Here is a 19,420-nt window from a genome sequence, read left to right as displayed (position 1 = left end):
CTCACCCGGCGTAGTCTTTTGTGATTGCGGTCTTTTCCGCCGATGATTCCCCAAGGGGCACGCCCGCGCCTGCCGCATTCAAGTCTTTGAGTAGCGCGACGGCGACCCCTACGGCAATGGCCTGCGGATGTTTACCCAAGGTCGGATCGCCTATTGGGCAGGCAATGCGCGAAATTTGAGCATCTGAATGGCCGAGCGCCCGCAGCCGCGTGGCAAAACGCGCCGCTTTGGTGGCCGAGCCGATCAGGCCGAGGTCGCCAAACCCGTGCCGCAGCAGGCGGTGGCAGAGCTCCAGATCCAGCGCATGGCTGAAGGTGAGCACCAGATGCCGGGCCTGTGCCCCGGCGAGGGGCACCAGATCGGCGGGGTTTTCCGCGATCATCGGCGTGACCTCTGTCGCGATTTCCGCGGGAAAGCGACTGCGGTCGGTGTCGGCCCAAAAGAGCCGCAACCCGGGCAGGGGGGCCAGCACCGAGACAAGGGCGCGGCCCACATGCCCGGCACCCCAGATCCACAAATCCTGCCGGACCGGGCTGACCGCTTCGATCAGCCACTCCCCGATCAGCCGCGGCGGCGTCACCCCTTCCGCCCGCGCCTGCCGCAGCGCGCGCGCCACGGCCAGCGGTGCCTCGCCGCCTTGCCCCAGGGAGCGTGCAAAAAACGGCCCGGTGATGCGCGCGACCAATGCCGCATCCATCGGCTCATAGGCAAGGGTGACCGCCCCGCCGCAGCATTGCCCCAGCCCCGGCCCCAACGGCATCCGTTGCAGGGCGGGCGCGCCGCCAACCCGCGCGCGGGCGGCGGCAATGGCTGCATATTCCAGCGCGCCGCCGCCGATGGTCCCCGTCTCGCCATCGGCCCAGACCAGCATTTCGGCCCCCGCCTCGCGCGGGGCCGACCCGGCAATTGCCGCCACCAGCACCCGCACGAAGGGGCCGCGCGCGGCCGCCCGCGCGAGCGTTTCAGGACAGAGGCTCATGCGCCGCGCGCCCGCTGGACGGCGGCCAGCACCGCCTCGGCGGTCGCGGGGGCGCGCAGATCGGGATAGTGCGGGCCACAGGCCGCACAGGCATCCGACAGCGCCAGAAACGCCGAAATCCCGTGCATCAGCGGCGGTTCCCCCACGGCTTTTGAGCGGTAGATCGTCGCCTCCGGATTGGCCCCGGGATGCAGCGCCACGTTGAACACCTCGGGCCGGTCGGAACAGGCGGGGATCTTGTAGGTCGAGGGCGCATGGGTGGCCAGCCGCCCCTTGTCATCCCAAACCAGTTCCTCGGTGGTCAGCCAGCCCGCGCCCTGCACGTAGCCCCCCTCGATCTGGCCGATGTCCAGCGCCGGGTTCAGGCTGTTGCCCGCATCATGCAGGATATCGCAGCGCAGAATGCGGTTCTCGCCGGTCAATGTGTCTATCACCACCTCGGTCACCGAGGCACCATAGGCGAAGTACAGGAACGGCCGCCCGCGCCCCGCCTTGCGGTCCCAGCTGATCTCCGGCGTGGCGTAAAACCCGGTGGAAGAGAGGCTGATCCGCGCCTCATAGGCCCGTTTCGCCACCTCCGCAAAGGGCAGCGCGCGCGCACCGAGCCAGACCTGCCCGTCCACAAAACGGATCGTCTCCGGCGCCACGCCCTCGGCCTCGGCCAGAAAGGCGACCAGCCGCGCCCGGATCGTGTCACAGGCGGCCTTCACCGCCATCCCGTTCAGATCGGCCCCGGAAGAGGCGGCGGTGGCCGAGGTATTGGGGACTTTCGCGGTATCCGTGGCATGGATCCGCACCGTCTCGATCCCCACTCCGAACACCTCTGCCGCCACCTGCGTCACCTTGCGGTGCAGCCCTTGCCCCATCTCCGACCCGCCATGGCTGAGCGCCAGCGAACCATCCTGATAGAGATGCACCAAGGCGCCCGCCTGATTGAGATGGGTGAGCGTGAAGGAGATGCCGAATTTCACCGGCGTCAGCGCCAGCCCCCGCTTCAAGATCGGATCTGTCGCATTCCAATCGTCCACCGAAGCCCGCCGCGCCGCGAAATCCGCAGATTTCTGCAACCTTTCCCAGATCGGCGGCAGAATGAAATCGCTGACTTCCTGCCCGTAATGGGTGTGTCCATAGCCCTTTGCTTCGTCGGAAATATCCTCGGGGGGCGGCCGCAGGCCGTGGGGGGCAGACAGCCCCCCGTCCGCGCTCTCCGCCCGCCGCGCCGGGTAGAAATTCGCCGCACGCAGCGCCGTCGGATCCAGCCCGAGGTCATGCGCCACATGGTCCATCACCCGCTCGATCCCCAGCATCCCCTGCGGCCCGCCAAAGCCGCGGAAGGCGGTGGCGCTTTGGGTATGGGTCTTCAGCCGGTGGCTTTCGATACGCATCGCCGGGATGTCATAGGCATTGTCGGCATGCAGCATCGCCCGGTCCGCCACCGCGAGGCTGAGGTCCTGCGCCCAGCCGCAGCGGGTGAGCTGCAGGAAATCTACCGCCAGCAGTTTCCCCTCCGGCGTCACCCCGGCCTTGTAATGAATGCGGAAATCGTGGCGCTTGCCGGTGATGACCATATCGTCATCGCGGTCATAGCGCATCTTGCAGGGCCGCCCGGTTGCCTGTGCGACCACGGCCGCCGCCACCGCCAGCGCATTGCCTTGGCTTTCCTTGCCGCCAAAACCGCCACCCATCCGCCGCATCAGCACGGTGATGTCATGCATATGCAGCCCCAAAGCCTCGGCCACCTTGTGCTGAATTTCGGTCGGATGCTGGGTCGAGGAATGCACCACCATCCCCTGATCGCCGGGCAACGCCAGCGCCGCCTGACCTTCGAGGTAAAAATGCTCCTGCCCGCCGATCTCGATCACCCCTTCGATGATCTTGGGGCTGGCGGCGAGGGCGGCGGCGGTATCCCCTTTTTCCCAGATCACCGGCCCCGCCTCAAACCGGCTGTTGGCGGCCAAAGCCGCATCGAGGGTCAGGAGCGCGGGCCGCTCCTCATAGCTGATCTTGCCCAGCCGCGCGGCGCGGCGGGCGGCCAGATGGCTCGTGGCGGCGACCAGAAACACCGGCTGGCCGTGGTAAAACACTTCGCCTGTCGCCAGAAGCGGCTCGTCGTGGATCGAGGGGCTGACATCATTGGCAAAGGGCAAATCCCCGGCAGTCAGCACCGCCACGACGCCGGGGGCCGCGCGCACGGCCTCCAGGTCCAGCGCGGTGATCTTGCCATGCGCGATGGTCGAGAGGCCAAAAGCCAGATGCAGGCAGCCTGCGGGAGTGGGAATGTCGTCAATATAGCGCGCCTGCCCGGTCACATGCAGGGTGGCGCTGTCATGGGGAAGGGGGGTGCCGACGCTCATGCCCGCACCTCCAGCACCGAGGCCGCTTTTCCCTCACGCGCGAACACGTAGCGCAAAGCCATGTTGCAGGCGGCCTCGCTGCGGTAGGCGGCACTGGCGCGCATATCGCCCATGGGGGTGAAATCGGCGGCCAGCGCGGGCAGGGCAGCGCGGATCGTCGCTTCCGTCAGGGGCTGCCCCAGAAGGGCCGCCTCAAACCCCGCCGCGCGTTTGGGCGTGGCGGCCATGCCGCCAAAGGCGACGCGGGCCGAGGTGATCACCCCCGCAGTTTCGGTGATGTTGAAACAGCCGCAAACCGCCGAAATATCCTGATCGAACCGCTTCGAGAGCTTGTAGCAGGCGAGATCCGGCGCCGTTCTCGGGATGCTGATCGCCTCGACAAATTCGCCCGGCGCACGGTCCTGCTTTTTATAGGCGAGGAAGAAATCCTCAAGCGGCAGCTGCCGCCGCGCGTCTCCCCGCCGCAGATGCAGGGTGGCCCCCATCGCGATCAGCGCGGGCGGGCCGTCCCCGATCGGCGAGCCATTGGCGATATTGCCGCCGATGGTGGCCGCATGGCGCACCTGCTCGCTGGCATAACGGCGCAGCAGTTCCGCAAAGGCCGGATGCGGCCCCGCCATCGCCGCGCGCAGGGCGGCCACGGTAACGCCTGCGCCGATGTGAAAGCCCTCCGATGTCTCGGTGATCGTTTGCAAATCACGGGCCCGGTGCAGGAAGGCGACGGGTGCCAAATCCTGCAGCCCCTTCGTCACCCAAAGCCCAACATCGGTGGCCCCGGCAATCAGCGTGGCCGTGGGGTTTTCCAGATACCATGCGGCCAGAGCATCGGCGGTTTCGGGCAAAAACGCCGCCTCCGTCGCCGGGAGTGCCGGTGCCTGCAGTTCGGACAGGCTGGCGGCATCGTGCGTCATCCAGGCGGGGACGGGCACGCCTTCAGCCGCTTCGGCGGCGCGGATGATCGGCGCATAGCCGGTGCAGCGGCAGAGATTGCCCGCCAATTGGTCGTTGTGATCGCGGGCGCCGTTCAGATGCGCGGTGGCCATGCTGACCACGAAACCCGGCGTGCAAAAGCCGCATTGGCTGCCGTGATGCGCCACCATCTCGGCCTGCACCGGATGCAATTCGCCCGCCGGTCCCGAGATCGCCTCAATGGTGCGCAAAGCCTTGCCGTGCAGTTGCGGCATCATCATCAGGCAGGCGTTCAGCGCATGGCTGCCGCTGGCATCGGTGACCATCACCGTGCAGGCCCCGCAATCGCCCTCATTACAGCCTTCCTTGGTGCCGGTCAGGCCACAGCTTTCGCGTAGCCAGTCGAGCACGCTCTGTGTCGGGTTGCTCACCCTCACCGAGCGGGTTTCTCCGTTCAGAAGAAACGAAATATCCATGTCGTCATCCGCCGCGATACCCGGTTACCCAGCCCCGCCCGATGCGGCGTAGAACGGGGACCCGATCAGGAAACCCGATCAACCGGCATCTGACAAGGGGGGCGGCGCGGGATCTGCGTTGAAATTAAACGACTGGTCAAAAAACAGGCAGTCAGCCCAGCGATGCCGCCAAGGTTTCCAATTGTGCGGTCGCGGCCCCCCAGCCGATGAAAAACCCCATATCGCGGTGCTTTTGCGCGTCTTCGGCCGTCGCATGCAGCACATTGGCCGTATAGCGGCAGCCATCGGGCAGGGGCTGCAGCACAATCTCGGCTGTCATGCCGAAGTCAAAGTCACCGGTGCCGATTTTCTGCGGCACAAAGCCCTGGCTCAGGCAGTTGGTCCAGATCAGACGCTTGCCCGGCTCGGCCTGCAGCACGCAGCCCTCGCCACGCACCTCGCCCGCGCCGGGGATATCCATCACGGTGAAGAACCGCCCGCCGGGATGCGGCTCGACGACGGCTTCGGTGGTTTTTACCGGCGCGGGGGTGAACCATTGCACGATCAGCGCGGCCTCGGTCCAGCAACGCCAGAGGTTCGCGGGCGAAGCCTTCAGGTCGCGGGTGAAGCTGAGCGTGGTGTCGGGCGTTTCGGGCATCGGTCACCTCCGAGGGTACTGGGGCCTTAGGGTAACCGCGCGGGGCCTGAGTCGGTCAAGTCAAGTCGGTCAAGTCAAGTCGGTCACGTCATCTGGCGCCGCTGTTTCGACTTTCGCCGCCGCGGTGCCCCCGATACTGTGGCCCCATGTCAAATCCGCGATTCATCCACCTCCGTGTGCACACCGAATATTCGCTTCTTGAAGGGGCGGTGCCGGTCAAGAAACTCATCGGTCATTGCGACAAGATGGGCATGCCCGCCGTTGCGGTGACGGACACCAATAACATGTTCGCCGCACTTGAGTTTTCGGTGATCGCACAGGGGGCGGGCGTGCAGCCCATCGTTGGCTGCCAGATCTCGCTGACCTATGAGGCGAGCGCGCCGGGCGAGCGGGCCAAGCTGCCCGCGCCGGTGGTTCTGCTCGCGCAGACCGAGCGCGGCTATGAAAACCTGATGAAGCTGAACTCCTGCCTCTATATCGACACGGGCGGGCAGTTGCCGCAGGTGTCGCTGGCGCAGCTGGAGCTGCATGCCGAGGGGCTGATCTGCCTGACCGGCGGGGCCGAGGGGCCGCTGGGTAAATTCGTGCAGGCCGGGCAGATGCCGAAAGCGCAGGCGCTGATCGAGAAACTGGCGGCGATCTATGGCGACCGGCTTTATGTCGAGCTGCAACGGCATCCGGGCGAGGGTGGTCAATATACGGCGGGCGAGCAGGCGACCGAGCGCTGGTTCGTGGAAACCGCCTATGCGATGGGGCTGCCGCTGGTGGCCACCAATGACGTCTATTTCCCGAAATCCGATATGTATGAGGCACATGATGCCCTCATCTGTATCGCCGAGGGCGCCTATGTCGATCAGCAGGAGCCGCGCCGCCGCCTGACGCCGCAGCATTATCTGAAAACGCCGGATGAGATGGCGGCCTTGTTCGCCGATCTGCCGGAAGCGCTGGAAAACACCGTCGAAATCGCCCGCCGCTGCGCCTTTGCCACCTACAAGCGCAAGCCGATCCTGCCGAAATTCGCCGATGACGAGGTGGAAGAGCTGCGCCGTCAGGCCTGGGAGGGGCTGCGCGCCCGCCTCGCCGTGATCCCGCATGCGACGAGCGTCGAGGAATATGAGGCGCGGCTGACCTTTGAGCTCGATATCATCGAGCAGATGGGCTTCCCCGGCTATTTCCTGATCGTGGCCGATTTCATCAAATGGGGCAAAGACCACGGGATTCCGGTGGGCCCGGGGCGGGGCTCAGGCGCGGGCTCGCTGGTGGCCTATGCGCTGACCATCACCGACCTTGATCCTTTGCGCTATTCACTGCTGTTCGAGCGGTTCCTGAACCCGGAACGGGTCTCGATGCCCGACTTTGACATCGACTTCTGCATGGATCGCCGCGAGGAGGTGATCCAATATGTGCAGCAGAAATACGGCCGCGAGAAAGTGGGACAGATCATCACTTTTGGTGCACTTTTGTCGAAGGCCGCGGTGCGTGACGTCGGCCGGGTGTTGCAAATGTCCTATGGGCAGGTGGACCGGCTGTCGAAAATGATCCCGGTTGAAGGGGTGAAACCGGTCAGCATCGAAAAGGCGCTGGCGGATGAGCCGCGCCTGCGCGAGGCGGCGAAAACCGAAGAGGTTGTCGCGCGGCTCTTGAATTATGCGCAGCAGGTCGAGGGGCTGTTGCGCAACGCCTCGACCCATGCCGCGGGTGTGGTGATCGGCGACCGGCCGCTCGATGCGCTGGTGCCGCTCTATCAGGACCCGCGCTCGGACATGCCCGCCACCCAGTTCAACATGAAATGGGTGGAACAGGCCGGTCTGGTGAAGTTCGACTTTCTGGGGCTGAAAACCCTGACCGTCATTCAAAATGCGGTGGATCTGATCCTGAAATCCGGCCGTCCCCTGCATGTGAATGCGGGCGGTGAAACGCTCTATACCCCCGCCGCCGGGGCGGAAAATCAGATCAACGCCATCCCGATTGATGACGCGAAAAGCTATGAGCTTTATGCGGCGGCCAAGACCGTGGCGGTGTTTCAGGTGGAATCCACCGGCATGATGGATGCGCTGCGGCGCATGAAACCCACCTGTATCGAGGATATCGTGGCGCTGGTGGCGCTTTACCGCCCGGGCCCGATGGAGAATATCCCGGTCTATTGTGAGGTGAAGCACGGGCTGCGGCCGCTGGAGAGCCTGCATCCGACGATTGACCCGATCCTGGCCGAGACGCAGGGCATCATCGTCTATCAGGAACAGGTGATGCAGATCGCTCAGGTGATGGGCGGCTACAGCTTGGGCGGCGCCGACCTTTTGCGCCGGGCGATGGGGAAAAAGATTGCCGAGGAAATGGCCAAGGAGCGGCCGAAATTCCTTGAAGGGGCCAAGAAAACCCACGGGATCGAGGCGAAAAAGGCCGGGGAGGTCTTTGACCTCCTGGAGAAATTCGCCAACTACGGCTTCAACAAATCCCACGCGGCGGCCTATGCCATCGTTTCCTATCAAACCGCCTGGCTGAAGGCGAACCATCCCGTCGAATTCATGGCCGGGGTGATGAATTGCGATATCCATCTGACCGAGAAACTCTCGACCTATGCCAATGAGGTCAAACGCGGCCTCGGGATCGAGATCGTGCCGCCCTGCGTCAACCGCTCGCTGGCGACCTTTGACGTGGTGGATCAGAAACTGGTCTATGCGCTGGGCGCGCTGAAAAACGTTGGCGGCGATGCGATGCAGCTCATTGTGAATGCGCGCGGCGATCAGCCCTTCATCGATCTGGTGGATTTCGCCCGCCGCTGCGATCTCAAACGCATCGGCAAACGCCCGCTTGAAATGTTGGCGCGGGCGGGGGCCTTTGACCTTCTTGATCCCAACCGCCGCCGGGTGTTCGACAGCCTTGACGCGCTGGCCAGCTGGTCGGCGGCGGTGGCCGAAGCCAAATCCTCGGCGCAGGTGTCGCTCTTCGGCGAAGGCGGCGATGACCTGCAACCGCCGCGTCTGGCGGATTGCGACGATTGGCTGCCGGGCGAGCGGCTGTCGGAAGAGCATAAAGCCATCGGTTTTTACCTCTCCGGCCATCCGCTCGATGATTACCTGCCCGCGCTCCGGCGCAAAAAGGTGATGAGCCTGACTGAGATCACCGAAAAGGCGCAGGGCGGTCCCTTCATCACCAAGATCGCCGGCAAGGTCGAAATGAGCCGCGAGCGTAAATCGGCCAAGGGCAACCGCTTTGCTTTCGTGCTTCTGTCCGAACCCGCAGGCCCCTTTGAGGTGACCTTCTTCTCCGATGCTTTGGAGGCAGGCCGCGCGCATCTCGAACCGGGCACGCTGATCGTGGTGACCGTCAAGATTGAGGTCGAGGGCGAGACGATCCGCATGTTGGCCTCGGCGGTACAGCCGGTCGACAGCGCCACGGCGGATGCGGGCGCGACGGGCCTGCGCATCCATGTCGACGCGCCGATTGCGGTCACGTCGGTCGCCTCGATTCTGAACAAGATGCTGGAAGATAACCGCAATTCCCGGTCCCGCGGCCCGGTCAGTTTCTGCGTGGCGGATCTGGAAAAGGGCACGGAATACGAAATTTCGACCGGGCGCGACTATCCGCTGAACCCGCAGATCAAAGGCGCCATCCGCGCCCTGCGCGGCGTGGTGCAGGTGGAAGAAGTCTGACCTTTGCCTGATCTTAAATATCCCCGCCGGAGGCTCCTGCGTTTGGTGCGGAAGCCTCCGGCGGGGATATTTTCAACGAAGCAATCTCAGAGCGCAGGTGCCGGCAGATGGAGCTTGGCACAAAGCGCGGCCATCGCGGCGGCATCGCCGGTCCAATCGGCGGTGCGGCTGGCGAAGAGCGTGGCCTGACTTTGGTGGATCAGCGCATCCGAGAGGATTTTCAGATGGTTGGCGCGCAGGGTCTCGCCCGAAGAGGTGATGTCGGCGATGGCCTCGGCGGTGAGGTTCTTCACCGTGCCCTCGGTTGCCCCCTGGCTGTCGACCAGCTGATAATCCGCCACCCCTTCAGCGCGCAGGAAATCGCGCACCAGTCGGTGGTATTTGGTGGCGATGCGCAGGCGGAAGCCATGACGGCGGCGGAAGGCGGCGGCGGCGGCATCCAGATCTTCCAGCGTGTCGACATCCTGCCAGCAGGCGGGCACGGCGAGGATCAGATCGGCATGGCCAAAGCCCATCAGCGCCAGTTCCGCTACCTGCGTGTCCCAATCGGCCAGCTTGTCGCGCACGAGGTCGGAGCCGGTGACGCCAAGGTGGATGCGCCCCGCCGCCAGTTCGCGCGGAATTTCGCCCGCCGAGAGCAGCACCAGTTCCACCCCCGCCACGCCATCGACGGCGCCCGCATATTCGCGCTCATTGCCGGTGCGGCGCAGCGTGATGCCATGGGTGGCGAACCATTCAAAGGTCTGCTCCATCAGGCGGCCCTTCGAGGGCACTCCGAGTTTCAGGCTCATGCCATGGCCTCCAGATCAGCGATCACGCCGGGGCGGATGACGCCGCCCACGGCGGGGATCGAGCGGCCCTGACCCAGCACCCGGGTCAGCGCGTCATAGCGCCCGCCGGTCGCGAGCGGCGGCAGGGCAGGGTTGGCGGCGGTGAGGGTGAATACGAAACCGTCGTAATATTCCATCGTCGCGCGGCCGAGGCTCGCGTCAAAGGTCACGGCGTCCAGATCGACGCCGCGCGCCTGCATGGCCGCCAGACGCCGGTGCAGGCGGCTGACACCCTGCGCGATCGCGGGCAGGCGGGTGGTCAGCGCTTGCAAGGCGGCCAGCGCCTGCGGGGCAGGGGCCTTGATGGCGATCAGCGCGTCGATCCCCGCCACATCTTCCGCCGAGAGCGGCGCGGCGGCGGCATCGGCGCGGAGCGCGGTGATGCGGTCCTGCATTTCCTCGGGGTCGCGCAGGCCGATCCAGAGGGCATCCGAGGTTTCGGGCCCTGACAGGAGCGCTGCGCGGCTGGCGGGTACCGGGACCTGCCCGGCATAGCGTTCCAGCAGCGCATGGAAGCGGCGCGGGCGCCAGATATGGCGTTGCAGCGCGGCTTTGCGGCTCTCCAGCGTGTTGAGGCCAGCCACGGCATCGCGCAACAGGCTGATGTCGCCGATGGTCGCTATGGGCGCGAGAGGGGCCAGAAGATCCGTGAAGAGGGCAAAAACCTCGGCATCGGCGGCTTCCGGGTCAGCGCGGTCAAAAACCTCGAACCCGGCCTGAAAATACTCCGCCACGCGCGGGCCGCGGTGGTCCTGTTTGCGGAAGACCTCACCCAGATAGCAGTAGCGGGCGGGATCGGCGCCATGCGCCATATGCGCCTGCACCACCGGCACGGTGAAATCCGGGCGCAGCATCATCTCGCCGCGCAAAGGGTCAGAGGTGACATAGGCGCGGGCGCGGATATCTTCGCCGTAAAGGTCCAGCAATGCCTCGGCCGGTTGCAGGATGTCTGCATCGACCTCGGTCGCCCCGGCGGCGCGGAACGCCTCGAGATAGCGCGCCCCGGCGGCGCGGGCGGCGGCTTTGTCGGCCATCAGCCCTGCTCCAGCATCTGCCGCACGGCGGCGACCAGCTCGGACCGCGGCACTTCTACCTGTGCCGGGCGGGCTTTCCATTCCTCAAGGCTGGCGCCTTCGGCGATGCGGGCACCGAGGATCAGGTCTTTCAGGATGATGGTGCCTTTGGCGGCTTCATCGCCGCCCTGGATCACCGCGACCGGGCTGTGGCGTTTATCGGCATATTTCAATTGATTGCCGAAGTTCTTCGGATTGCCGAGATAGACCTCGGCGCGGATGCCCGCGCGGCGCAGCTCGCCCACCATCGCCTGATAATCGGCCATCCGCTCGCGGTCCATCACCGTCACCACCACCGGACCGGCGCTGTCGCCCCCGGCGCGGCCCTTGGCGCGCAGCGCGGCCAGCAGTCGGTCCACACCGATGGAAACGCCGGTGCCGGGCACGGTCTGGCCGGTGAAGCGTTTCACCAGATCATCATAGCGCCCGCCGCCCGCGACCGAGCCAAAGCTGCGCTTGCGGCCCTTTTCGTCGAGGATCTCGAAGGTCAGCTCCGCCTCGAACACCGGGCCGGTGTAATAGCCCAGCCCGCGTACAACGGAGGGATCAATCTCGATCCGGTCGGGGCCGTAGCCTTGGGCGGCCAGCAGCTCGGCGATGGTTTCCAGCTCTTCCACGCCCTCGATCCCGGTGGCGGAACCCGCGACCAGCTCGCGCAGGCGGGCCACGGTGGCGGGGCCGTTTTCGCGCTTGGCGGACATGAAGCCCATCACCACATCGGCCTGTGCCTCGGTCAGGCCAGCACCTTTGGTGAAATCGCCGCTTTCATCCTTGCGGCCTTCGCCCATCAGCAGGCGCACGCCCGCTTCGCCCAGACGGTCGAGCTTGTCGATGGCGCGGAGCACGATGCCGCGCTCTTCCTCGAAACGCTCGGGGTCGGCGGGGTCAAGGACGCCCGCCACTTCCATCACGCCGTTCAGCACCTTGCGGTTGTTGACCCGCACGATGTAATCGCCGCGCTCGATCCCCACGGCTTCCAGCGCATCCGAGAGCATGGCGCAGATCTCGGCATCGGCGGCCACCGAAGAAGCGCCGACGGTATCGGCATCGCATTGATAGAACTGGCGGAAGCGGCCCGGCCCCGGCTTTTCGTTGCGCCAGACCGGCCCCATCGCATAGCGGCGGTAGGGGCTGGGCAGATCGTTGCGGAACTGCGCGGCGACGCGGGCGAGGGGGGCGGTCATGTCATAGCGCAGCGCCAGCCAGTCGCCATCCTCATCCTGCCAGCCAAAGACCCCGGCATTCGGGCGGTCGACATCGGGGAGGAATTTGCCCAGAGCCTCGACCGTTTCCACCGCGCTGGTTTCCAGGGGATCGAAGCCGTAGCGATGGTAGACCTCGGCAATCGTATCCAGCATCGCTTTACGCTCGGTCACATCCGCGCCGAAGTAATCACGGAACCCTTTCGGGGTTTCCGCGCGCGGTCTGCGGGGGGACTTGTCCTTTGCCATCGCTTTCGCCTCGCTTATCATCCGCGCGCGGTGTAGCGGATGGCGCGGCCAGCGACAAGCGTGGCAAGGCATATGCGGTGATCTTGAGCAGGGGGCGGGGCGCGATGAGCGAACGGATTGAGCGGGCGGAAGAGCAGATCGCCCATCTGACGCGGATGCTGGAGGATATGTCCGATGTGGTGGCGCGGCAAAGCGCCGAGATCGACCGGCTGAGCCGCCGCGTGGGCCTGTTGATGGAGCGGGAAGCCGGGCGCGAGATGGAGGCGGGGGGGACGGTGCCCCTGGCCGATCAGCGACCGCCGCATTGGTGAGGCGGCCGCAGTGAGGCCTGGTGCCTTTGGTGTCGGAGGTGACGTTTTGCGACGGGATCGCCGCCTGGTGGGCCGGGGATGCCTCCGGCGGGGATATTTTGAACGAAGCAAGCCTGATGGGGATTCGGGCTCCGGGGGGGGCGCTGTCAGCGCAGCCCGATCTGGGCCATGGCTGCGGTGAGTTCGACCGGCAATGCCTCTTCGCGGGCGCGGCCCTTGGGCAGGTCGCGCGGGGCGTCGGCGGCACTGAGGTAGCGCCAGCCCTGAAAGGCGCGGCGGGCGAGGGCCTCGGTGCGGATCACCTCGCGGTCGAGCTGGATGGCGCAGCGCAGGATGCCGTCATCGCCGCGCACCTCATCCAGCGCCAGAATGCGCTGACGGGCGAGGACGAGACCCTTAAACACCCAATAGAGCGAGCCGCCGGAGAGAATCTCATCGGCACGTTTCGGAGCCATGCGGGTGACATGCTGCGCCGGTCCGCTGCCAAAGCGATTTTTCTGCCATTCCTCAAGGTCTTCGACCTTTTCGGCGCCGACGCAGAGTTTGATGATATGCACAGGATCTGTCATTTTTCGCCCCGACCCCCTATATGTATATGCCATCTTTGGCGCGAGCCACCAAATATATGAATCCGCGGCGCGTTGCAAGTTGACCGCCGCCGCCAGCTTGCCTATCTTCCGGCCCTTGCGGAAAGTCCCGGCCCGGGAGATTCGCTGACCCTTTTGACGACATGCGAGGACCGAATGAGCCGCTTTGCCGCCCCGATTGCCGAACAGATCTGGGACATGAAATACCGTTTGAAAGAAGCCGATGGTACCGCCATCGACCTGACGGTGGAAGACAGCTGGCGGCGCATTGCGCGGTCTTTGGCCTCGGTCGAATCGGATCCCGTGCTTTGGGAAGAGCGATTCTATGCGGCGCTGGAAGATTTCAAATATCTGCCCGCGGGGCGGATCACGGCGGGGGCCGGGACCGGCCGTGCGGTGACGCTGTTCAACTGCTTTGTCATGGGCACTGTCCCCGACAGCATGGGCGGCATCTTTGACATGTTGAAAGAGGCAGCGCTGACCATGCAGCAGGGCGGCGGCATCGGCTATGATTTCTCGACCATCCGCCCGCGCGGCGCCGAGGTGAAGGGCGTGGCGGCGGATGCCTCGGGCCCCTTGAGCTTCATGGATGTCTGGGATGCGATGTGCCGCACCATCATGTCGGCCGGCTCGCGCCGCGGCGCGATGATGGCCACCATGCGTTGCGATCACCCGGATATCGAGGCCTTCATCACCGCCAAGCAGGATGCGGCGCGGCTGCGGATGTTCAACCTGTCGGTTCTTGTCACCGATCCCTTCATGGAAGCGGTGAAGGCGGATGGCCCCTGGGAGCTGGTGTTCGGCGACCGGGTCTATCACACGGTCAATGCCCGCGATCTGTGGAACAAGATCATGAAGGCGACCTATGATTTCGCCGAGCCGGGTGTGATCTTCATCGACCGCATCAACAAGATGAACAACCTGAACTATTGCGAGACCATCGCCGCCACCAACCCCTGTGGCGAGCAGCCTTTGCCGCCCTATGGTGCCTGTCTCCTGGGGTCGGTCAATCTGGCGCGTCTGGTCACCGATCCGTTCACCGACAAGGCCGAGCTGAGCCCTGAGGGGCTGGATAGCCTCGTGCGGATGGCGATCCGCATGATGGACAATGTGGTCGATGCCAGCCGCTTCCCGCTGCCGCAGCAGGAAGAAGAGGCGATGAACAAGCGCCGCATCGGGCTGGGGGTTACCGGACTGGCGGATGCTTTGCTGATGCTGGGGCTGCGCTATGGCTCGGAAGAGGCGGCGGCGCAGACCGATGCCTGGATGAAGCGGATCGCGCGCGCCTCCTATCTCGCCTCGGTCGATCTCGCCAAGGAAAAGGGCGCCTTCCCGTTGTTCGATGCCGAGAAATACCTCGCCTCGGGCAATATGATGCAGATGGATGACGACGTGCGCGAGGCGATCCGCACGCATGGCATCCGCAATGCACTGCTGACCTCGATCGCGCCGACGGGGACGATTTCGCTTTATGCGGGCAATGTCTCCTCGGGGATCGAGCCGGTCTTTGCCTATGCCTATACCCGGAAAGTGCTGCAAAAAGACGGCAGCCGCACCGAGGAAGAGGTGGTGGATTATGCCGTGCAGATGTGGCGTGACCTGAAGGGCGATGCACCGCTGCCGGATTATTTCGTCAATGCGCAGACGCTGGCGCCGCTCGACCATGTGCGGATGCAGGCGGCGGCGCAGAAATGGATCGACAGTTCCATTTCGAAGACGATCAACTGCCCGGAAGACATCAGCTTTGATGATTTCAAAGAGGTCTATATGGCCGCCTGGGATCAGGGCTGCAAAGGCTGCACCACCTACCGTCCGAATGATGTGACGGGGTCGGTGCTCTCGGTGTCCGAGAAGACCGAGAAGGCCCCGGAAGTCGAAACCGGCGCCGATGTGGTCTATCTGACCGAGCCGCTGGACCGTCCGGGCGCGCTGGAAGGCGCCACCTACAAGCTGAAATGGCCCGGCTCGGAACATGCGATCTACATCACGATCAATGATATCGTGCATGGCGGCCATCGTCGGCCCTTCGAAGTGTTCATCAACTCGAAGAACATGGAGCATTTCGCCTGGACCGTGGCGCTGACGCGGATGATTTCGGCGGTGTTCCGGCGCGGCGGCGATGTGAGCTTTGTGGTCGAGGAGCTGAAGGCGGTGTTCGACCCGCGCGGCGGCGCCTGGATTCAGGGCAGCTATATCCCCTCGATCCTCGCGGCGATCGGCGGCGTGATCGAGCGGCATCTGGTGGCCACCGGCTTTATCGCGGGCGAGGGGATGGGGCTGAAATCCGATCCGAAAGCCGAGGTGATGGTGGTTGGCGGCGCCCCGCGCGGCGCGGCCTGCCCGTCCTGCGGCTCCTATGCGATGCGCAAGGTGGAGGGCTGCATGACCTGCGCTGACTGCGGCCATTCGAAATGCGGCTGATTTGATTGGTGACCTCTAGTGTCGGGCTCACCATAAAATCGCCATTTGCCACGGTTTTTGACCATTGTTGAGCACATAAAATGTCCACCGAAGGTTCCGCCTTCGGTGGTTTTCTTTTGCATCAATGCGTTGGCTGGTTTTCGTGGGCGGCGGTTCCAGGTCTGCTTCCCGACGCCCCCGCCAGTTGGCGCGGCAGGACACGCAGGTCTTTAGTCCGAGCAACCCGGGTTCTTCACATCTCACCGCCTCTCGAACATCCGTTCAGTGCGCGCTGGTGGCGCATGCCGCCCCTGCGGAAAGAGCCCGCATGTCCAAGCCCCTCCGCTTCACCAATCTCCGGTTTGACCTCGAGACCTCACCTCTGAGGATCGGTCATCATCTGACCGATTTCCTGTGGAAGTTGCGTCTCAAGGCGCAGGGGCTTGGGGCGACGGATGCTCCGGGACCTCGGATGGGAGTGGCGAGGGGCATGCTGGAAACAGGCGGCAGAGCAGTTCCAAAGCTCTGTCGGAGCGCTGCTGGCTTTCGGTGGCGTCAAGGGGCGGCATCCGGCCAATCACGCGGCGGATCTGCAGATCGCCCAGCAGCAGGCCCAGATAGATCTCGGTGATCATCGCGGGGTTGTCGCTCTGCAGTGCCCGCCCGAACAGGCCGGTCAATTGTGGTGCTATCGTGCCGCGCCCGGCTTCAGCAATGATCCGGCCAAGATCGCCGCTGGGGTCGGCCGCCGCCGCCCGGTTCAGGGCAACCACTTCCTCGCTGGTGAGAACCGCGATCAGCCGGGGGCCAAAATCCTGCAGGGCGGCCAGCGGATCGCGGCATGCTTCGGCCGACATCAGCAGCGCGTCGCGCAACTCCTCGATATTGGCCTGTACCATCGCGCGGAACAGACCCGGCTTGTCGCCATACCATTTGTAAAGCGTTTCAAGCGAAGCCCCGGCTGCTTTGGCGACAGAGGCCATCGTTGTCGCGGCATAGCCATGCTGGACAAGCAGCGCCAGCGCAGCCTGCTGGATCTCTTTCCGCCGCGCGTTCTGAGTTTCCTGCCGCATGTGCCTTTGCTCCTGAGCGCCCGCATTGACAGAATCAGTAATGGTAATTACGGATGACCGCAACCGTAATGAATATTACGCTTGTTTCTGTCCCAGGTTGGAGGGCCCGTCTTGTCTGAATCCCGCTCGATCTCCGCCGCGCTGAGCGTGCTGATCATCCTTCAGCTGGTCATGCTCGGCGCGCTGTACGCCCAGGTGCCACCGCATCCGCCCGCGACGATTCCGCTTTTCGCGATTGCGCCGTTCCTGGCCGTGGCCCTTGCGACCGCGGCCGCTGCGCTGATTGTCGGTCCCGTCGCAGGCCGGGCGGGGACGGCGCTCAGCGCAGCGGCCGCGCTGATGGCCATGCTGTCTTTTGGCCCCCAGAAGTATCTGGACCCGCAGTTTCCGCTGATCTGGCCCGCGGTTCTGACGGCACAGGCCGCCGTCATCGCGATTTTCATTGGGGTCTTCTCCCGGCAGCGGCGGCTTTCGGCATGATGCGGTGGTTTGCGCGGTTCCGGGCACCGGCATTGTTCACCCTGCTGCCGCTGATCTCGGTCGGCTTCTGCGGTGCCTGTTTCGGCTTTTTCTTTGCCTGGCAGAGTTCGACCCTGCGCGGTCTCGACATGATCGACCCGGCCACGGCAATCGCGGCCATGCAGGCGATGAATGCCTCTGTCCGCAATCCGGTTTTTGGCACGGTCTACTTTGGAACGCCTCTGGTTCTGGCACTGGCGGTGGTCGTGATGGCCGCGCTGCGGGCGAGACTCTCCGCCGCGCTGCTGGGCCTTGGGCTTGTCTTGCATATGACGGGGGTCTTTGGGGTCACTGCCGCATTCAATGTTCCGCTGAATCGGGACCTTGCCGCAGTCGATGCCCGGGCGCCGGGCGCCGGCACAGTCTGGCAGGCCTATTCCGCGCGTTGGCGGTCGGCCAACCTCGTCCGGATGATCGCCGCCGGAGCCTGCCTGATACTGGTTGCCTCAACACTCACCCCCGCCGTGCAGAACCGGAGACGATCATGAGCTTTACCCTGCTGACCTTTGCGCTTGCGGCCTTGTTGACCATCGCCCTGCCGGGGCCGACCTCCCTGCTGGCCTTCTCCAACGGTGCGCGCCACGGGTTGCGCGATGCAGGTTTCGGAATCGCGGGCGCAGTGCTTTCGGACCTGGTTCTGATCGCCGCTGTTTCGGCCGGTCTGGGCGTGCTGCTGTCCACCTCGCACCTGCTGTTCACGGTGGTGAAATGGCTGGGGGTGGCCTATCTGGCCGCTGTCGGTCTGCGGCTGCTGCTCAGCAAGGCCGCCGCTGCCGAAGCCCCGATGGTCCAGGTCACCGAGCGGCGGCGCCTGTTCTCGCGCAGCTTCCTGGTCGCCGTCACCAATCCCAAAGGTTACCTGTTCTTCACAGCGCTTCTCCCGCAGTTCATCGATGCCGCAGCGCCTGTCTTGCCGCAATATCTGCTTCTGGCGGTGACGTTCTCACTGATCGATCTGGCGGTCCTGCTGGCCTATGCGGCGGCAGGCAGACGTTGCGCGGGACGCTTTGGTGCGACGCTGTTGGCCCGGATGGACCGGGTCTGTGGCGGCGTCTTTCTGGTGCTTGCGGGGGGACTGGCCATGCTTCGGCGCGCGGCGGCATGAGTATGCTGCGCCATGCCGTGTTCTTCCCCGTCCGCAAGCGCGCGGATGCAGCGCGGCATCATTGCAGATCCCCTGTCGCCCGCGCGCCAGTGGGCGCTGCATCCCGGTAGATCCCGGGCCGACGCGTCGAACGCACCGCTGCAAATCCGCCCATGCGGCGTCAGCTGAACGGCCCTTTGAAGATAAAGAATGCCCCTGCGCAAATCAGACCAAAGCCCACAATGTGGTTCATGGTGATCCTTTCGCCCAGATAAGTGACTGAAAAGATCATGAAAACGGAAAGGGTGATGACTTCCTGTATGACCTTCAGCTCTGCCGCCGAATAGACCTGATGGCCGATGCGGTTGGCGGGCACAGCAAAGCAATACTCAAAAAACGCGATCCCCCAACTGGCCACGATCACGATGAGCAGCGGCTTGCCGCCGAATTTCAGGTGTCCGTACCACGCAAAGGTCATGAAGACGTTTGAGCAGATCAAAAGCACAATCGGGAGTAGGGCCGGAGACATCATCGCGAGATCCTTTGGCGCCAAATCGTCACAGGCCCTAACTGCTGTCAAGAGCGGAAAACGCGGCGGGTGCCGACGTGCCCCGTCGGCGCGCACAATCCCACTCCATCAGAGGAAACCCTGCCCCGTGGGGCCGCGGGCCGCAGGCGGCTTGCACCGGGCATGGCCTGCATATGGCCGTTTCCTGCGGGCGCGGGGGGACGGCGCAGGGCGCCCGCGTTGTGCTGTCCTGTGGTCTGGCTCTCGGCCGGGCTGTCCGTGAAAGGCGTGGCCGCCCCCGCGCACCTCGACGGCCCTGCGCTGCGGCAGGACGGGGCCGACCATCTGCCGCCTGCGCGCCACCGGTCTCCGGACCGATGCCAAGATCTCGCCCCGGATATTCAGCCGGGGCGTTTGCCGCTGACACCGGGCCGTGGGGGGCCGCATCTATTTCAAACGGCCGTGCTGAATGACCTGTTGGCAACCATGCGGGCCAGCCGCGCAGCCCATCCCGGGGCCGTGTTATAAAGTAACTTTGGCGCGAGGGATACGCGCGGTGCTTGTCAGCCGATGGCT

The 19,420-nt window shown here is 64.8% G+C and carries 16 protein-coding genes; 6 read left to right on the top strand and 10 right to left on the bottom strand.

Annotation, left to right across the window (positions count from 1 at the left end):
* Window position 1 precedes the first annotated feature (1 nt).
* From xdhC to ACEN2S_RS01175, 4 genes are all read right to left on the bottom strand, one after another.
* Window positions 2-979 (bottom strand): xanthine dehydrogenase accessory protein XdhC, encoded by a 978-nt coding sequence (gene xdhC / locus ACEN2S_RS01190; RefSeq protein WP_441861276.1) that lies wholly within the window; start codon window positions 977-979, stop codon window positions 2-4.
* On the bottom strand, window positions 976-3,333 hold the full coding sequence (xdhB, locus tag ACEN2S_RS01185) for a xanthine dehydrogenase molybdopterin binding subunit (protein WP_441861274.1): 2,358 nt from the start codon (window positions 3,331-3,333) through the stop codon (window positions 976-978). Before xdhB ends, xdhC begins: the two co-directional genes overlap by 4 nt.
* Complete coding sequence (gene xdhA, locus ACEN2S_RS01180) at window positions 3,330-4,718, bottom strand: xanthine dehydrogenase small subunit (protein WP_441861272.1); 1,389 nt, start codon at window positions 4,716-4,718, stop codon at window positions 3,330-3,332. The genes xdhB and xdhA overlap by 4 nt, the downstream gene beginning before the upstream one ends.
* Window positions 4,719-4,869: 151 nt before the next feature.
* The gene (locus ACEN2S_RS01175; protein WP_441861270.1) at window positions 4,870-5,355 is read right to left on the bottom strand and encodes an SRPBCC domain-containing protein; all 486 of its coding nucleotides are present in this window, start codon (window positions 5,353-5,355) and stop codon (window positions 4,870-4,872) included.
* A 146-nt stretch (window positions 5,356-5,501) separates the two neighbouring features.
* On the opposite strand from ACEN2S_RS01175, the gene dnaE reads away from it, so the two are divergent.
* A complete protein-coding gene (gene dnaE, locus ACEN2S_RS01170) occupies window positions 5,502-9,008 on the top strand; it encodes a DNA polymerase III subunit alpha (RefSeq protein WP_441861268.1) in 3,507 nt (1,168 codons plus the stop codon).
* An 86-nt stretch (window positions 9,009-9,094) separates the two neighbouring features.
* On the opposite strand, the gene hisG is transcribed toward dnaE, so the two are convergent.
* Genes hisG through hisS form a run of 3 tightly spaced genes read right to left on the bottom strand, consistent with a single transcriptional unit; the run spans window position 9,095 to window position 12,362 of the window.
* Entirely contained in the window at window positions 9,095-9,799 is a 705-nt protein-coding gene (hisG, locus tag ACEN2S_RS01165; protein WP_441861265.1) for an ATP phosphoribosyltransferase, read from the bottom strand.
* Complete coding sequence (locus ACEN2S_RS01160) at window positions 9,796-10,872, bottom strand: ATP phosphoribosyltransferase regulatory subunit (RefSeq protein WP_441861262.1); 1,077 nt, start codon at window positions 10,870-10,872, stop codon at window positions 9,796-9,798. Before ACEN2S_RS01160 ends, hisG begins: the two co-directional genes overlap by 4 nt.
* Window positions 10,872-12,362 (bottom strand): histidine--tRNA ligase, encoded by a 1,491-nt coding sequence (hisS, locus tag ACEN2S_RS01155; protein WP_441861259.1) that lies wholly within the window; start codon window positions 12,360-12,362, stop codon window positions 10,872-10,874. The genes ACEN2S_RS01160 and hisS overlap by 1 nt, the downstream gene beginning before the upstream one ends.
* A 104-nt stretch (window positions 12,363-12,466) precedes the next feature.
* On the opposite strand from hisS, the gene ACEN2S_RS01150 reads away from it, so the two are divergent.
* Entirely contained in the window at window positions 12,467-12,673 is a 207-nt protein-coding gene (locus ACEN2S_RS01150; protein ID WP_441861256.1) for a SlyX family protein, read from the top strand.
* Window positions 12,674-12,819: 146 nt separating this feature from the next.
* Here ACEN2S_RS01150 and ACEN2S_RS01145 read toward each other — a convergent pair whose 3' ends face one another.
* Window positions 12,820-13,242 carry a DUF1489 family protein gene (locus ACEN2S_RS01145; RefSeq protein WP_441861253.1) on the bottom strand — a complete coding sequence of 141 codons (423 nt, stop codon included), beginning with the start codon at window positions 13,240-13,242 and terminating at the stop codon, window positions 12,820-12,822.
* 174 nt (window positions 13,243-13,416) lie between these two features.
* Here ACEN2S_RS01145 and ACEN2S_RS01140 point away from each other — a divergent pair, with 174 nt between their 5' ends.
* Complete coding sequence (locus tag ACEN2S_RS01140; RefSeq protein ID WP_441861250.1) at window positions 13,417-15,681, top strand: adenosylcobalamin-dependent ribonucleoside-diphosphate reductase; 2,265 nt, start codon at window positions 13,417-13,419, stop codon at window positions 15,679-15,681.
* 407 nt (window positions 15,682-16,088) lie between these two features.
* Here ACEN2S_RS01140 and ACEN2S_RS01135 read toward each other — a convergent pair whose 3' ends face one another.
* The gene (locus ACEN2S_RS01135; RefSeq protein ID WP_441861247.1) at window positions 16,089-16,733 is read right to left on the bottom strand and encodes a TetR/AcrR family transcriptional regulator; all 645 of its coding nucleotides are present in this window, start codon (window positions 16,731-16,733) and stop codon (window positions 16,089-16,091) included.
* An 81-nt stretch (window positions 16,734-16,814) separates the two neighbouring features.
* Between ACEN2S_RS01135 and ACEN2S_RS01130 the strand changes: the two genes are divergently transcribed.
* From ACEN2S_RS01130 to ACEN2S_RS01120, 3 genes are read left to right on the top strand one after another with little or no spacing between them, the layout of a single operon-like run.
* Complete coding sequence (locus ACEN2S_RS01130; protein WP_441861244.1) at window positions 16,815-17,213, top strand: hypothetical protein; 399 nt, start codon at window positions 16,815-16,817, stop codon at window positions 17,211-17,213.
* Window positions 17,210-17,740 (top strand): anthrone oxygenase family protein, encoded by a 531-nt coding sequence (locus ACEN2S_RS01125; protein WP_441861241.1) that lies wholly within the window; start codon window positions 17,210-17,212, stop codon window positions 17,738-17,740. Before ACEN2S_RS01130 ends, ACEN2S_RS01125 begins: the two co-directional genes overlap by 4 nt.
* Window positions 17,737-18,357, top strand: a complete 621-nt coding sequence (locus ACEN2S_RS01120; protein WP_441861238.1) for a LysE family translocator — start codon at window positions 17,737-17,739, stop codon at window positions 18,355-18,357. The genes ACEN2S_RS01125 and ACEN2S_RS01120 overlap by 4 nt, the downstream gene beginning before the upstream one ends.
* Before the next feature lie 160 nt (window positions 18,358-18,517).
* Here ACEN2S_RS01120 and ACEN2S_RS01115 read toward each other — a convergent pair whose 3' ends face one another.
* Window positions 18,518-18,868: a DMT family protein gene (locus ACEN2S_RS01115; RefSeq protein ID WP_441861235.1), complete on the bottom strand. Its 351-nt coding sequence runs from the start codon at window positions 18,866-18,868 to the stop codon at window positions 18,518-18,520.
* Window positions 18,869-19,420 lie beyond the last annotated feature (552 nt).

This window comes from Phaeovulum sp. W22_SRMD_FR3, from assembly GCF_052113705.1.
Taxonomy (GTDB): domain Bacteria; phylum Pseudomonadota; class Alphaproteobacteria; order Rhodobacterales; family Rhodobacteraceae; genus JBGQOG01.
Note: the sequence above shows the minus strand (reverse complement) of the source record. Positions and strands in the feature narration are given on the sequence as shown.

What these genes read in the sequence shown, in the direction of transcription:
- ACEN2S_RS01140 (WP_441861250.1), top strand. Translation starts at nt 13,417, where the DNA reads ATGAGCCGCTTTGCCGCCCCGATTGCCGAACAGATCTGGGACATGAAA.
- ACEN2S_RS01135 (WP_441861247.1), bottom strand. Translation starts at nt 16,733, where the DNA reads ATGCGGCAGGAAACTCAGAACGCGCGGCGGAAAGAGATCCAGCAGGCT.
- xdhB (WP_441861274.1), bottom strand. Translation starts at nt 3,333, where the DNA reads ATGAGCGTCGGCACCCCCCTTCCCCATGACAGCGCCACCCTGCATGTG.
- ACEN2S_RS01125 (WP_441861241.1), top strand. Translation starts at nt 17,210, where the DNA reads ATGATGCGGTGGTTTGCGCGGTTCCGGGCACCGGCATTGTTCACCCTG.
- ACEN2S_RS01120 (WP_441861238.1), top strand. Translation starts at nt 17,737, where the DNA reads ATGAGCTTTACCCTGCTGACCTTTGCGCTTGCGGCCTTGTTGACCATC.
- ACEN2S_RS01115 (WP_441861235.1), bottom strand. Translation starts at nt 18,868, where the DNA reads ATGATGTCTCCGGCCCTACTCCCGATTGTGCTTTTGATCTGCTCAAAC.
- ACEN2S_RS01160 (WP_441861262.1), bottom strand. Translation starts at nt 10,872, where the DNA reads ATGGCCGACAAAGCCGCCGCCCGCGCCGCCGGGGCGCGCTATCTCGAG.
- xdhC (WP_441861276.1), bottom strand. Translation starts at nt 979, where the DNA reads ATGAGCCTCTGTCCTGAAACGCTCGCGCGGGCGGCCGCGCGCGGCCCC.
- hisG (WP_441861265.1), bottom strand. Translation starts at nt 9,799, where the DNA reads ATGAGCCTGAAACTCGGAGTGCCCTCGAAGGGCCGCCTGATGGAGCAG.
- xdhA (WP_441861272.1), bottom strand. Translation starts at nt 4,718, where the DNA reads ATGGATATTTCGTTTCTTCTGAACGGAGAAACCCGCTCGGTGAGGGTG.
- ACEN2S_RS01150 (WP_441861256.1), top strand. Translation starts at nt 12,467, where the DNA reads ATGAGCGAACGGATTGAGCGGGCGGAAGAGCAGATCGCCCATCTGACG.
- ACEN2S_RS01145 (WP_441861253.1), bottom strand. Translation starts at nt 13,242, where the DNA reads ATGACAGATCCTGTGCATATCATCAAACTCTGCGTCGGCGCCGAAAAG.
- ACEN2S_RS01175 (WP_441861270.1), bottom strand. Translation starts at nt 5,355, where the DNA reads ATGCCCGAAACGCCCGACACCACGCTCAGCTTCACCCGCGACCTGAAG.
- hisS (WP_441861259.1), bottom strand. Translation starts at nt 12,362, where the DNA reads ATGGCAAAGGACAAGTCCCCCCGCAGACCGCGCGCGGAAACCCCGAAA.
- dnaE (WP_441861268.1), top strand. Translation starts at nt 5,502, where the DNA reads ATGTCAAATCCGCGATTCATCCACCTCCGTGTGCACACCGAATATTCG.